Source organism: Pseudomonas sp. BN515, from assembly GCF_029873155.1.
GTDB lineage: Bacteria > Pseudomonadota > Gammaproteobacteria > Pseudomonadales > Pseudomonadaceae > Metapseudomonas.
In genome coordinates, this window is the sequence record NZ_SSOH01000071.1 from 56,133 (window position 1) to 69,816 (window position 13,684).

Annotated in this window: 12 protein-coding genes; 8 read left to right on the forward strand and 4 right to left on the reverse strand. The window is 64.3% G+C overall.

Translation table 11 applies throughout. The features are described 5' to 3' along the window. The first annotated feature begins 1 nt into the window (after position 1). Together E8E91_RS17340 and E8E91_RS17345 are read left to right on the forward strand one after the other, a co-directional pair. On the forward strand, positions 2-1,576 hold the full coding sequence (locus tag E8E91_RS17340) for a glycerol-3-phosphate dehydrogenase/oxidase (RefSeq protein ID WP_280377243.1): 1,575 nt from the start codon (positions 2-4) through the stop codon (positions 1,574-1,576). An 18-nt stretch (positions 1,577-1,594) separates the two neighbouring features. Further along, positions 1,595-3,154, forward strand: coding sequence for an FGGY-family carbohydrate kinase (locus tag E8E91_RS17345; RefSeq protein ID WP_280377246.1), 1,560 nt, complete (start codon positions 1,595-1,597; stop codon positions 3,152-3,154). Positions 3,155-3,260: 106 nt separating this feature from the next. Here the strand turns inward: E8E91_RS17345 and E8E91_RS17350 are convergent, their stop codons facing one another. Beyond that, positions 3,261-3,959 carry a pirin family protein gene (locus E8E91_RS17350; protein WP_280377248.1) on the reverse strand — a complete coding sequence of 233 codons (699 nt, stop codon included), beginning with the start codon at positions 3,957-3,959 and terminating at the stop codon, positions 3,261-3,263. Between the two features lie 206 nt (positions 3,960-4,165). Here E8E91_RS17350 and yegS point away from each other — a divergent pair, with 206 nt between their 5' ends. The 3 genes from yegS to E8E91_RS17365 all read left to right on the forward strand — a co-directional run bounded on the left by yegS (position 4,166) and on the right by E8E91_RS17365 (position 6,996). Further along, positions 4,166-5,065, forward strand: coding sequence for a lipid kinase YegS (yegS, locus tag E8E91_RS17355; protein ID WP_280377251.1), 900 nt, complete (start codon positions 4,166-4,168; stop codon positions 5,063-5,065). Positions 5,066-5,197: 132 nt separating this feature from the next. Further along, a complete protein-coding gene (locus tag E8E91_RS17360; protein WP_271470479.1) occupies positions 5,198-6,124 on the forward strand; it encodes a chemotaxis protein CheV in 927 nt (308 codons plus the stop codon). Between the two features lie 68 nt (positions 6,125-6,192). Further along, positions 6,193-6,996 carry an MOSC domain-containing protein gene (locus E8E91_RS17365; RefSeq protein ID WP_280377254.1) on the forward strand — a complete coding sequence of 268 codons (804 nt, stop codon included), beginning with the start codon at positions 6,193-6,195 and terminating at the stop codon, positions 6,994-6,996. A 101-nt stretch (positions 6,997-7,097) separates the two neighbouring features. Here E8E91_RS17365 and E8E91_RS17370 read toward each other — a convergent pair whose 3' ends face one another. After that, a complete protein-coding gene (locus E8E91_RS17370; RefSeq protein ID WP_280366195.1) occupies positions 7,098-9,032 on the reverse strand; it encodes a transglycosylase SLT domain-containing protein in 1,935 nt (644 codons plus the stop codon). Between the two features lie 185 nt (positions 9,033-9,217). On the opposite strand from E8E91_RS17370, the gene E8E91_RS17375 reads away from it, so the two are divergent. Both E8E91_RS17375 and E8E91_RS17380 read left to right on the forward strand, forming a co-directional pair. After that, positions 9,218-11,119: an ATP-binding cassette domain-containing protein gene (locus tag E8E91_RS17375; protein ID WP_280377257.1), complete on the forward strand. Its 1,902-nt coding sequence runs from the start codon at positions 9,218-9,220 to the stop codon at positions 11,117-11,119. A gap of 20 nt (positions 11,120-11,139) precedes the next feature. Next, positions 11,140-11,826: a hypothetical protein gene (locus E8E91_RS17380; protein WP_190828460.1), complete on the forward strand. Its 687-nt coding sequence runs from the start codon at positions 11,140-11,142 to the stop codon at positions 11,824-11,826. 27 nt (positions 11,827-11,853) lie between these two features. On the opposite strand, the gene E8E91_RS17385 is transcribed toward E8E91_RS17380, so the two are convergent. Further along, positions 11,854-12,294 carry a universal stress protein gene (locus tag E8E91_RS17385; protein WP_190828459.1) on the reverse strand — a complete coding sequence of 147 codons (441 nt, stop codon included), beginning with the start codon at positions 12,292-12,294 and terminating at the stop codon, positions 11,854-11,856. 87 nt (positions 12,295-12,381) lie between these two features. Between E8E91_RS17385 and E8E91_RS17390 the strand changes: the two genes are divergently transcribed. Continuing rightward, the gene (locus E8E91_RS17390) at positions 12,382-12,816 is read left to right on the forward strand and encodes a hypothetical protein (protein ID WP_280377261.1); all 435 of its coding nucleotides are present in this window, start codon (positions 12,382-12,384) and stop codon (positions 12,814-12,816) included. Positions 12,817-12,860: 44 nt separating this feature from the next. On the opposite strand, the gene E8E91_RS17395 is transcribed toward E8E91_RS17390, so the two are convergent. Beyond that, positions 12,861-13,667 (reverse strand): hypothetical protein, encoded by an 807-nt coding sequence (locus E8E91_RS17395; protein WP_280366186.1) that lies wholly within the window; start codon positions 13,665-13,667, stop codon positions 12,861-12,863. Positions 13,668-13,684: the final 17 nt, after the last annotated feature.

The window sequence follows — 13,684 nt, forward strand, 5'->3', positions numbered from 1 at the left end:
CATGGCCACCTGGAGCGCCGCCTGGCGCGCTGCCGCCTTGCCTGAACTGGCCGCCCAGGACTGGGACCTGATTGTCGTCGGTGGTGGCATTTGTGGCGCGGGCATACTTCGGGAAGCGGCTCGGCGTGGCTGGAAATGCCTGCTGCTGGAGCAGAGGGATTTTGCCTGGGGCACCTCCAGTCGCTCGTCGAAGATGGTCCATGGCGGCCTGCGCTACATCGCCAAGGGGCAGTTCGGGCTGACCCGCGCTTCGGTACGCGAACGCCAGCGTTTGCTGGCCGAAGCCCCCGGTCTGGTGGAACCGCTGAGCTTCGTCATGCCCCATCGCGGCGGCTTTCCGGGGCCGCGCGTGTTCGGCAGCCTGCTGGCGGTCTATGACGCCCTGGCCGGACGACGCAACCACCTCTATTACCCCCTGCAGCAACTGCGCTACCTGGTTCCTGGCCTGGGTGAAGGCGGGTTGCAGGGCGGCACCCGTTTCTTCGACGCGGTGACGGACGACTCCCGTCTGGTCATGCGGGTGCTGGGCGAGGCGCGCGCCGAAGGCGGCGAGGCGCTGAACGGCATGCGCGTCGTCGACCTCAAGCGTGAGCAGGGCAGGGTGAACGGCCTGGAGGCCGAGGACCTGGAGAGCGGCCGGCGTTTCACTTTCCGTGCCCGCGCCGTGGCGCTGGCGACGGGCGCCTGGGCTGATCGCCTGCGCGCGGCCCAGGGAACCGAACACATCCGCCCGCTGCGTGGCAGCCACTTACTGGTGCCGGGCTGGCGCCTGCCGCTGGCCCATGCCATCAGCTTCATGCACCCCGCCGATGGGCGGCCGGTGTTCGTGTTCCCCTGGGAGGGGGCGACGGTGATCGGCACCACCGACCTCGATCATGGGGAAGGGTTGGACCAGGACGCGCGCATCAGCGAGGCCGAAGTGGACTATCTGTTGGAGGCCTGCGCATTGCAGTTCCCGGCGGCGGCGATTGCACGCGCCGATGTGCTGTCCACCTGGGCCGGCGTACGGCCGGTGGTGAGCAACGGCGACTCACAGATCAAGCCTTCGGATGAAAAGCGCGAGCATGTCCTCTGGACCGAACCTGGCTGCGTGACCCTCGCCGGAGGCAAGCTGACCACCTTCCGCCTGTTGGCACTGGAAGTGCTGCACGCGTGCGCAGGGTTTGTCGGTCGCACTGTGGAGGACGGCGATGGCCCGGTGTTCCCAGTGGTTTCCGCCCCAGTGCTTCCGATCCTGTCGCCTGCCCAGCATCTGCGACTGGTCGGGCGCCATGGGCGGGCAGTGGTGGAACTCGCGCGCTGGGTCGCGCGGTTGGGCAATGAACGCGTCGGCGCCACCGATACGCTCTGGGCCGAACTGGCCTGGGCGGCGGAAGGCGAGCTGGTGCTGCACCTGGATGACCTGATGTTGCGCCGGACCCGGCTCGGCCTTTTGCTGCCCAACGGCGCGCGTGGAGAACTGCCACGTGTCCGCGCCTTGTGCCAACCGCTGCTGGGATGGGATGACGCTCGCTGGGGGCGGGAAGAGGCCGACTACCTGGCGCTCTACCTGCGCTGTTACAGCCTGCCCGAATAACAAGAACAAGGACGCATCGTGAGCGAAAAGAGCTATCTGCTGGCCATCGACAACGGCACCCAGAGCGTGCGGGCGCTGCTGTTCGACCTGGACGGCAACCTGGTGGGCAAGGGCAAGGTGCCGCTTGAGGCCTACTATTCGAGCCAGCCCGGCTGGGCCGAACAGGACCCGGACTATTACTGGGACAGCCTGGGCGAAGCCTGCCGGCTGCTCTGGGAATCGGTGAATATCGACCGCAGCTTGATCCGTGGCGTGTCGCTGACCACCCAGCGCGGCACCGTGATCAATGTCGACGAGCAGGGCAAACCACTGCGCCCGGCCATCCTTTGGCTGGATCAGCGCCAGGCCAACGTACAGGGGCGCATCAAGGGCCCCTGGGGCTGGCTGTTCAAGGCGATAGGCCTGGAAGGTACCGTGGACTATTTCCGCGCCCAGGCCGAAGCGAACTGGGTAGCGCAGAACCAGCCCGAGCTCTGGGCGAGCACCCACAAGGTGCTGTTGCTTTCGGGCTTCCTCAGCCATCGCCTGTGCGGCCGGTTCGTCGACTCGGTGGCGTGCCAGGTGGCCTATCTGCCGTTCGACTACAAACGCCTGCAATGGGCCGCGCCACGGGACTGGAAGTGGCAGTCGATGCCGGTGCGTCGCGAGCAGTTACCGGAGCTGTTCAAGCCTGGCGAGCGCCTGGGCAGCATCACTGCCGAAGCCAGCCGCCATACCGGTATTCCGGAGGGCCTGCCTCTGATCGCCGCAGGCGCCGACAAGGCCTGCGAAGTGATCGGCGCCGGTGGCGTCGAGCCGAGCACCGCCTGCCTCTCGTATGGCACTACCGCGACCATCAACACCACGCGCCGCAAGTACCTGGAAACCATTCCGCTGATCCCGCCTTATCCGGCCGCGATTCCCGATCACTTCAACACCGAGGTGATGATTTACCGGGGCTTCTGGATGGTCAGCTGGTTCAAGCAGGAATTCGGCCTGCGCGAGATGCAGCGCGCGAAGGAGCTGGGTGTGGAGCCCGAGGCGCTGTTCGACGAGTTGGTCAACAGTGTGCCGCCGGGCTCCATGGGGCTGATGCTGCAGCCCTACTGGTCACCCGGCATTCGCGAACCGGGCCTGGAGGCCAAGGGCTCGATCATAGGTTTTGGCGACGTGCACACTCGCGCGCACATCTACCGCGCCATCCTCGAAGGTCTGGCTTACGCGTTGCGCCAAGGCAAGGAACAGATCGAGAAACGCTCCGGCACGAGCATCACCCGCCTGCGGGTGTCGGGCGGTGGCTCCCAGAGCGATGCGGCCATGCAACTGACCGCCGATATCTTCGGCCTGCCGGCGGAGCGGCCCCACGTCTACGAGACATCGGGCCTGGGCGCGGCCATCGATTGCGCGGTGGGGTTGGGGCTGCACCCGGACTTCCCCACGGCGATCCGCGCCATGACGCGGGTGGGGCGGGTGTTCCAGCCTGACCCGCAGGCACGGCTCATCTACGAGCGGCTGTACCGGGAGGTCTACCAGGGGATGTACAAGCAGCTGCGGCCGCTGTACCGGAAGATCAGGGATATCACCGGCTATCCGGCGTAATCGCCAAATGGATGGGGGGGCGTGTGGGAGCGATTTCAATCGCGATGAAGCAGGGCATTGCGGCCCATTCGCGAATGAATTCGCTCACACAAGGGAAAGTGCCTGATCAGGCCACATCCACCAGGACGATCTCGCTGTCCTCGCTGGCGCTGAAGCTGAGCACTTCCACATCGCGCACTGCCACACCGTCACGGGCTTCCGCGGCGATGCCGTTCACCTCGTATCGACCCTTGGCGGCCACCAGGTAGGCCCTGCGGCCATTCTCAAGGCGGTACTCGGCGGTCTGGCCCGCCTTCAGGGTCGCGGCGACGAGTCGGGCATTGGCGCGGATATGCAGGGCGTCGCTGCCTTCGTCGATGCCACTGGCCAGGGTCACGAAGCTGCCAGAGCGCTCGCCTTTCGGGAACGGACGGGTGCCCCATGACGGCTCTGCGCCGTACTCGGTGGGCATGATCCAGATCTGGAAGATCTTGGTGGTTTCATCTTCCAGGTTGTACTCGCTGTGGGCGATACCGGTGCCCGCGCTCATCACCTGCACGTCGCCGGCTTCGGTGCGGCTCTTGTTGCCCAGGTTGTCCTGGTGGGTGATTGCACCTTCGCGGACGTAGGTGATGATTTCCATGTCCTGGTGCGGGTGCGGCGGGAAGCCGGAGTGGGGGGCGATTTCGTCGTCGTTCCACACGCGCAGTTGGCCCCAGCTCATCCGCAGGTTGTCGTAGTAGCCGGCGAAGGAGAAGTGGTGGCGCGCGTTGAGCCAGCCGTGGTTGGCACCACCCAGTTCGGCGAAGGGGCGTACTTCGATCATGTTCGGTCTCCTGTCTGCTCGCGGAGGGGGTTCTCCGGGAGGAATGGGTGGCATGATCAATCATCATATAACTGCGTAAAAGCGCAATTTATCCGCTATATCAATCGTAAAAATAGATAGATTGACCGGCGATAAGGCCTTCGTGAGGCCAGGCTGAAGTAATCGCGGTCCTATACTCCGGCCATTCCCGAGCGATGGAGGCGACCATGGTCGAGCGCAAGGCCTTGCTGATCCTGCACGGCAAGCAGGCGTCCAACGATGAGGTGCGGGCGGCCGTCCAGGCGCGCCGCGACGCGGGCTGGGAGCTTGCGGTGCGGGTGACCTGGGAAAGCGGCGACGCCCGGCGGCTGGTGGAGGACGCCCTGGCTGCGGGCTATCGGACGCTGATCGCCGGTGGTGGCGACGGCACCCTGCGCGATGTGGCCGAAGCGGTGGTCCAGGCGGGCAGCGATGCCAGCCTGGCGCTGCTGCCCCTGGGCACGGCCAACGACTTTGCGCGGGCGGCCGGCGTGCCGTTGGACCCGCAGGGAGCCCTGGCGTTGCTGGACGTGGCGCCGCGAGCAATTGACCTGGGGGACGCCGATGGGCATCTGTTCCTCAACATGGCAACCGGCGGGTTTGGTTCGAAGATCACTGCCAATACCCCGGAAGACCTGAAGAAGGTATTGGGCGGTGCGGCCTATTTCCTGACCGGTCTGAGCCGTTTCTCCGACGTGCATTCGGCGTTCGGCCGTTTCCGTGGGCCGGACTTCACCTGGGAAGGGGAGTTTCTCGCCCTTGGTATCGGCAACGGACGCCAGGCGGGCGGCGGGCATCCGCTTTGTCCGCAGGCAACGGTGAACGACGGATTGCTGGATCTCTGCATCATTCCGGCGCCGCAGGACGTGGTGGGCACCCTGACCACGCTGCTCTCCGGCGGCATCCTGGGCCTGGAATCGGTTTCGGTCAGCGCGCGCTTGCCCTGGGTGGAGGTGGAAGCACCGGAAGGGTTGGACCTGAACCTCGATGGCGAGCCCCTGGAAAGCGTGCGCCTACGTATCTCCGCACGGGTAGGGGCGCTGCGGGTGCATCTGCCGGAAGACTCCCCATTGCTGCTCCCTGCATAGCGCCAGCGCGCTGGCGTCATGGGGGTGGCTGTTGCATGATGGCGCAGTGCTATATCTTCAGTTTTCCGGTGCCTTGCCGAAAAGCTGCAAGGCAGTCCTGCCCACCATCGCATTCGCAGCAGAGGAAGTTCCATGGCCGGCATTCTCGACACCGTCGATCAACGCACCCAGCTCGTGGGTGAGAACCGGCTGGAAATCCTCATGTTCCGTCTGAGCGGCCGTCAGCTCTTCGCCATCAACGTGTTCAAGGTGCAGGAAGTCCTGCAGTTGCCGAAGATGACCCTGATTCCGCAGCGCCATCCGGTGGTGTGCGGCGTGGTCAACCTGCGCGGCCAGACCCTGCCGGTGATCGACCTGTCCCAGGCCATCGGCATGCGCCCGCTGGTGCCGGACGAACGCAGCACCATCATCGTGACCGAGTACAACCGCTCGGTGCAGGCATTCCTGGTGGGCGGCGTGGACCGCATTCTCAACCTCAACTGGGAATCCATCATGCCGCCGCCCGGCAGTGCCGGTCGCCAGCACTACCTGACGGCCATCACCAAGGTGGACGAGCAGATCGTCGAGATCATCGACGTCGAAAAGGTCCTGGCTGAGATCGTGCCCATGAGTACCCGCGTTTCCTCGGACCGCCTGGATAACCCGCTGCTGCAGATGGCCGTCGGGCGCGAGGTGCTGTTGGTGGACGACTCCAGCGTGGCACTGACACAGTTGCGCGAAACCCTGTCGCAGCTCGGCATGCGCATGCACATGGCCGGCGACGGTCTGAAGGCTCTGAAGATGTTGAAGGCCTGGGCTGATAGTGGCGTGGACATGACCGAGAAACTGCTCATGATCTTCACCGATGCGGAAATGCCGGAGATGGACGGCTACCGCCTGACCACCGAGATCCGCAACGATCCGCGCCTGCGTGATCTCTACGTGGTACTGCACACGTCGCTTTCGGGCAGCTTCAACGACGCCATGGTGAAAAAGGTCGGTTGCGACAACTTCCTCTCCAAGTTCCAGCCCGACAAGCTGGTGGACGTGGTACTGGATCGCCTTCAGCGAGATCGATGAGCTTGAGCTGACAGGGGCCGGCTGCGTATAACGGGCACTTCGCTCAAACGCCGATCAGGAAGCTGGCCATGTTGCGTCTCTCGTCCCTCTATCGTTTCCCCATGAAATCCGCCATTGGCGAACCCCTCCAGCAGGCTCGGCTCGATGGCCTGGGCCTGGCGGGAGATCGGCGCTGGATGCTGGTGGATGCGGAAAACGGCCGATTCCTGACCCAGCGCGCCTTTTCCCAGATGTCCCAACTCTCGGCGCGCTGGAACGATGCCGGTGGCCTGACCTTGAGCGCTGCGGGCCTGCCCGCCCTGGAGGTGCCGCTGCCGGAACCTGACGCCAACCTGCGCGGCACCTTCGTTTGGGGCGCTCCGATGCATGTACCGGACGCAGGCGACGAAGCGGCGGAATGGCTCAGTGGTTTCCTCGGCAAGGCGTGTCGCCTGGTCCACGTGCCGGATCACCGTGCACGGGATATTCCCGGTAGCCTGCTGCCCGAGGAGAAGGTGGGTTTTGCCGACGGTTATCCGCTGCTGCTGATCGGCCAGGCTTCGCTGGACGACCTCAGCAAGCGGGTGGGGCGACCGTTGGAAATGCTGCGCTTCCGTCCGAACCTGGTGGTGGAGGGCAGCGAGGCTTATGCCGAGGACGGCTGGAAACGCATCCGCATCGGCGGCATCGAGTTCAGCGTGGCCAAGGGCTGCAGCCGCTGCATCCTGACCACCATCGATCCGGCTACCGGCGAACGCAGCGCCGACCGCGAGCCGTTGACCACGCTCAAGACCTACCGCGAGCGGGAAGGTGAGGTCTACTTCGGACAGAACCTGATCAACCGCAGCGCCGGCGTACTGGAAGTGGGGATGGAAGTCGAGGTTCTGGAGTAGCGGATCGTTGCGGGGTGTGTTGGTGGACTGAAGCCCACCCTACGAGCCTCGTTGGGAGAGGCCAATGAATAAGGGCGCCAACTGGCGCCCTTTTCTGTTTCTTACTGATCGTCGAAATACCGCTCGTGCCAGTCCACGAGGGGCTGCGGCGCGTTCAGCTTGTGGCCGTAGATCACCGAGTAGGACAGCACGTTCTGCACGTATTGGCGGGTTTCGTCGAAGGGGATGGTTTCCACCCAGACGTCGAACGACAGGTGATTGGCGCCTTTCAGCCACTGGCGCACGCGACCGGGGCCGGCGTTGTAGGCGGCGGAAGCGAGTACCCGGTTGCCGTTGAACTGGCCGTGGACCTGGCTCAGGTAGGCCGCACCGAGCTGGATGTTGACGTCTGGGTTGAGTGCCTGGTTCGGCGAGGACAGCGGAATACCGAACTTGCGCGCGGTTTCCTTGGCGGTGCCCGGCATCAGCTGCATCAGGCCCATGGCGCCGACGCCGGAGCGCGCGTCGGCCATGAAGGCGCTTTCCTGGCGGGTAATGGCAAAGACCCAGCTCGAGTGCAGACCGCGAACCTTGGCCTGTTGGGTCAGGGTCGAGCGGTGGGCCATCGGGAAGCGGATGTCCAGGTCATCCCAGTACTGAGCCTGGCTGATAGTGCGAATGGCCGGGAAGTACCACTGCAGGTCGTAGGCGATCTTGGCCTGGGCAACCAGCTCGTCGCGGTCGAACAGTCGGCTGACGTGGTACCACTCGCGACGGCCGTTGACGATCTCGCCACGGTCGTGGAATTCAAGCGCACGGCGGATGCCCGCAGTGTTGCGCACTTTCTGCATGACCTTCGGGTCGATCACCAGCGGCTTGTTGTTCAACTGATAGGGCGCCTGGATGCGGTCGGCGGCGAGGAAGCCGTAGAAATCACGTTCACGAGCGACCGGTTGGTAGAGGGGAATCGGCTGCTGGCTCTCCGGCTGGGCCAGTTGCAGGCTGCGTGCCTGCCAGTAACGCCAGCGGTTGGTCTTGGCCAGGTCTTCGGGCATCTGCCGGGTCAACTGGTAGGCGTCGTCCCAGCGGCCGAGGCGCAGCAGCAGGCGCGCGCGCCATTCGCTGACAGTGTTGTCGCGCAGCTCGGGATCGTATTTGGTCATGAGCGTGAGGGCGCGGGAGTCGAAGCGCTTGGCCAGGGTCAGGCCGATTTCGCGGGCGATGGCGACCTTTTCTTCCTTGGAGAAGGGCAGGCGGGCGGCATAGACATCCAACAGGCTCAGCGCCTTTTCCGGATCCTGGCGGGCCAGCCTGCGCAGGCCGAGGCCCGCGGCGTCTGCCATGTGGCGATCGGCGGGCGCAAAGCGGGCGGTCTGGCTCAGCAACTGGGGCTTCTGCGCCACTTCCACCATGAGATTGCCCGGGGTACCCAGGCGCGGCATGGTTTTCACCAGGTGCTTGGCCAGGCCGTAATTGCGCGCTTCGGCGGCCAGCTTGGCACGCTTCCAACGCAGCTCTTCAGTCAGTTGGCCTTCGGCGCTCCACATGCCGAACAGCACGTCGCAAGCGTCGGGCTGGGACTTGCCGACCAGCCAGAGCTTCTTGGCGGTGGCATAGCCTTCCTTTTTCATCCCGTGCTTGAGCTGATACTGGCCGAACAGGCAGTCCAGTTCGGTGAAGTTGAGCTTGGGGTCGTAGTAGTTGACGAAGGTCTGCCATTCGCCGCGTTCGGCCAGCCAGCGCAGCCAGCGCAATTTCATCCAGCCGGCCTGGGGCAGGTCGCCATGTTCGGCGAGGAACTTCTCGATCTCCTCGTTGCTCGCCCATTTCAGACGGGCGGTCAGCTCGTCGTACGCCAGGTAGGGTTCCAGCGGGTAGTCGCGCAGGGCATTGGCGTAGCGCTGGTAGGGGCCGGAATCACCCTTTGCGAGGGCGCGCTTGGCCTCGTCGTACATCAAGCGTTGCTGGGCGAGAGGGGCCGAGGAGGCCTCGGTGGCATGCAGGCCGACCGTGGAAAGGAACAAGCAGGAAAACAGGCTGAGCAGACGACTGCGCATGACACTTCCGGGGCAGATAAATCATTGTGAATGCCCCCTGCGGGGCATCGAATAGCGCCTAGCTTAGCCTTTAGGCAGGGGCGGTTAAAGCATTGCGCCAGCAGGGGAAACCGGCGGTAAAAAATGCCCGAGAGACGGTGCGGCAAGTCGGGTAGAATGCGCGCCCTGATCCTGGAGGCCCCGCAATGACACTGCTCAAGTTCACCGACGTATCCCTCGCCTACGGCGCCATGCCGCTGCTGGATAAGGTGTCCTGGCAGATCGCCCGGGGCGAGCGTGTGTGCATCATCGGCCGCAACGGTACCGGCAAGTCCAGCCTGCTGCGCCTGGTCAAGGGCGACCAGTTCGCCGATGACGGCGATATCTGGAAGGCGCCGGCGTTGAAGATCGGCGAACTGCCGCAGGAGCTGCCGCTCGCTGATGATCGCACCGTATTCGATGTGGTAGCCGAAGGGCTGGCGGATGTCGGCAAACTGCTGGCCGAGTACCACCACTTGAGCCTGCATATCAACGATGAGCATGACCTGACGCGCCTGGCGCGGGTCCAGCAGGATCTCGAAGCCCGCGACGGCTGGCGCTTGCAGCAACTGGTGGACAGCACGCTGAGCCGCCTGCAGCTGCCGGCGGACAAGACCCTGGCCGAGCTTTCCGGTGGTTGGCGCCGGCGTGTCCTGCTGGCCCAGGCCCTGGTGGCCGAGCCCGACCTGCTGCTGCTCGACGAACCCACCAACCATCTGGATATCGGCGCCATCGCCTGGCTGGAAGAGGCCCTGCTGGGCTTCAACGGTGCGGTGCTGTTCATTACCCACGACCGTTCCTTCCTGCAGAACCTGGCCACCCGCATCCTCGAACTGGACCGCGGTCACCTGATCGACTGGAACGGCGACTACGCCAGCTTCCTGGTGCACAAGGAACAGCAGCTGGCGGCGGAAGAAGTGGCCAATGCCCTGTTCGACAAGCGCCTGGCCCAGGAAGAGGTCTGGATTCGCCAGGGCATCAAGGCCCGTCGTACCCGTAACGAAGGCCGGGTGCGTGCGCTCAAGGCGATGCGTGTCGAGCGTTCCGAGCGTCGTGAGCGTCAGGGCAAGGCGACTATTCAGTTGGACGCCGCGGAGAAATCCGGCAAGCAGGTAATGGTGGCGGAGAATGTCGGCTTCGCCCATCCGGGCGGCGAGCCGCTGATCCGCGATTTCAACCTGGTGTTGCAGCGCTCCGACCGTATCGGTCTGCTGGGTGCCAACGGTACCGGCAAGACCACGCTGCTCAAGCTGCTGCTGGGCGATCTCCAGCCCACCAGCGGCAGCATCGAGATCGGTACTCGCCTCGAAGTGGCGTATTTCGACCAGCTGCGTCACCAGTTGGATCTGGAAAAAACCGTCATCGATAACCTCTCCGAAGGTCGTGATTTCATCACCATCGACGGCCAGAGCCGCCACGTCCTGAGCTATCTGGGTGACTTCCTGTTCAGCCCGCAGCGCGCCCGAACGCCGGTGAAGGCGTTGTCCGGTGGTGAACGGGCACGACTGTTGCTCGCCAAGTTGTTCAGCAAGCCGGCCAACCTGCTGGTGCTGGACGAACCGACCAACGACCTGGACGTGGAAACCCTGGAGCTGCTCGAAGAGGTGCTGCTGAACTTCCCGGGCACCGTGCTGATGGTCAGCCACGACCGGGCCTTCCTCGATAACGTGGTCACCAGCACGCTGGTGTTCGAAGGTCAGGGCCGCGTTCGCGAGTACGTCGGCGGCTACCAGGACTGGCTGCGCCAGGGCGGCTCACCGCGTCTTCTTGGCGTGGGTGATACCCGTGAGGCCAAGGTCGAAGCGCCCAAGGCGGCCGAGCCGGCGCCTGTCGCGGTTGAGGCACCGAAGAAAAAGCTGAGCTACAAGTTGCAACGTGAGCTTGAGGCCATCCCTGGGCAGATCGAAGCCCTGGAGACGGAGCAGGCGAAGGTACAGGCGGAGATTTCCGATCCGGCCTTCTATCAGCGCCCTGCGGAGCAGACCCGCGTGGTGCTGGAACGCCTGGACGAATTGCAGAAGGCACTGGACCGCCTGATCGAGCGTTGGGCGGAGCTGGAAGATAGTTGAGGAAGTGAGCCGGAGCGCCCATGGCCATCGAATACCGCATCAACCTGGATGATCTGCACGAGTTCAGCTACCGCATCGAGCTGGAGCGTGTTTACGACGCGGAGCGTGCGAGCGCCGCGCCGAAGTGGACTCGCCTGGAGCACCAGCAGTGCAGCAACTGCCCGCTCAGCAAGGATGCCTACAGCCACTGCCCGGCTGCGGTCGACCTGCACCGTGTAATCGAGGATTTCCAGGGGCTGCCGGCCTTCAAGAAGGTCCAGGTCTCGGTGCGTACGCCGGATCGTGAGTACGCCAAGGTGGTGGGCCTGGAAGAGGGGCTGCGTGCCCTGCTGGGGGTGATCATGGCTACCAGCGCCTGCCCGGTGCTGGGCAAGCTCAAGCCGATGGCGCAGCAGCATCTGCCGTTCGCCACCAATCAGGAATTCATCCTCAGGGCGGTTTCGCTCTACCTGGCCCGGCAATACTTCAATTTCCGGGAAGGGCGCCACGCGGACTGGGAGCTGAAGGGACTGGTGCGGTTGTTCCAGCAATTGCAACTGGTGAACCAGGCCTTCTGGCAGCGTATCCACGATACCTGCGAAGGTGATTCCAACCTCAAGGCTTTCCTGACCTTCTTCTCCATGGCGTCCAGCATGACCTACTCGCTGGAAACCCAGTTGCAGAAGATCCGGCCTCTGGTGATGAGCGCGGGCGAAGGCTTCGATTGAAGCCCGCGCCCGGCGGTTCGCTTCTATTTATTCAGGTTTCTTCAGGCGCACGGCCAATACGTCGCAAGGTGCGCCGTGGAGAACGTCATTGGCGGTGGAGCCGAGCAGCAGGGCCAGGCCGTGGCGGCCATGGCTGCCGACCACGATCAGGTCGCAACCCTGCTCTTCGGCCAGGCGATGGATTTCCTGCCGGGGCTGGCCGTAGGCCAGGTGACGCTGGTCGGCAGTGAGTTCGGAGTAGATGCCTGCGAAGGTCTGCAGGCGCTCACGAGCCTGCTCGAACTGCTGCTGCTGGAGCATGGAAAGGTCCATGGGTACATCGCCGCCGAAGGCCATGGCCATCGGTTCGACTATGTGCACCAGCGACAGCTTGGCCTTGCTGGCCTGAGCCAGTGCCTGGGCACGACGCACCACCGGATGGCATTCATCGGTAAGGTCGACGGCGACCAGAATGTGCTGGTAGGGCATGGGGTGACTCCTCCTTAAGATTTCGCATGTTCACAAGTATGGCTGTCCGGAACGTTTAACACAGGCTTTTGCGCGGAGATAACCTTTATGACCTTCTGGATCGTCATGTTGCTCCTTCTGGCGGTGCTCAGCCCCCTGGTCTGGCTGGTGCCGTCGAAGGGGCAGCGAGGTCGCATGGAGCTGCGCCTGCAGGCGCGGCGAATGGGGCTGGCCATGCAGCTGTCGCGCCAGGAGTGGCCCCACTGGCTGGTTCAGGAGCCGCCGCATTCCTGCGCCCAATACCATCGGCCACGCCTGCGCGGGCGTGAGGCCTGGTGTTACTGGCAGAGTGAGCCCGGCAAGTGGCTGAACCAGTGGCGCGAGCCGTGCGAGGACGCGGCTGTGCTGGCCCATCTGGCTGGTTTGCCGAAGGATGTCTACAAGGTGGAAGCCAGTTCGCAGATGGTCGCTCTCTGCTGGGGCGAGCGGGGCACGGCGGAAGACCTGCAGCGCATCGCCGACGCGCTGAAGTCGCTGGCCTGAAAAGTGGGCGCGGCGCTGTTGTCGCCGCACCGGGTGTCGGCGGTTCAGCTCTGGGCAGCCGAGTAGCGCGCGGAGACGTCTTCAAGACCGTCGATGATGCGGTCCGAGTACTTGTTGATGAGGAAAGGAACGCTGTTCTCGTTGTAGTTCTTCAGTGACTTCTCGATGTAGCGCCATTTGGTGCTGATGCCATCCAGCGCCTGGCGGATTTCCGGGGTGTTCTGCGGTGCCTGCTCCAGGCTGGCCAGTTGGTTGGCGAATTCGCCGGCCAGTTCATCGATGGCCTTGCCGCCATTGCCTCCCATGAAGCTGCCGCCGATGGAAGCACTGCGCGAGGCGTAGTCCACGGCGATGGTTTGCATCAGCAGGCTCTGGTCGCGGCTGCGCTGGGTCAGGGGCGGGATCTGGGTCGCGCCTTCCTGCTGGATCTTGGCGTAGAGCTCGTTGGAGAGGTCCATCAGGCGCTTGTTGCGGGCGGTCAGGTCGGCTACCGGCTGCAGGTCGGTAAAGCCCTGCTGCTTGAGTGCAGTGACCAGGCCGGTCAGCTCGCTGTTGTAGCTCTGCCATTCCTGCGTCAGTTGCGTGCGCAGGACTTTCGACGCTTCTCCGGGCATCTCGCCCAGTTCTTTCAGGCGGGCATCCGCTTGCTGCACCGACTCGTCGATCAGGCGCGCATAGCGCTGGTCGCCTTCCATGCCGTTGTACATATAGAAGTCACCGAGGCTGCGCTGGGCTGCCAGGCGCATCTGGTGGAGCTTGAGGAGGCTGTCCGCCGGGGAGGTCTGGGTGGAAGCGAAGGCGGGAAGGGTGAGCAGGGTACCCAGCAGAATGGCAAGCAGGCGGCTCGTCATGGGTGCTTCTCCGTGGG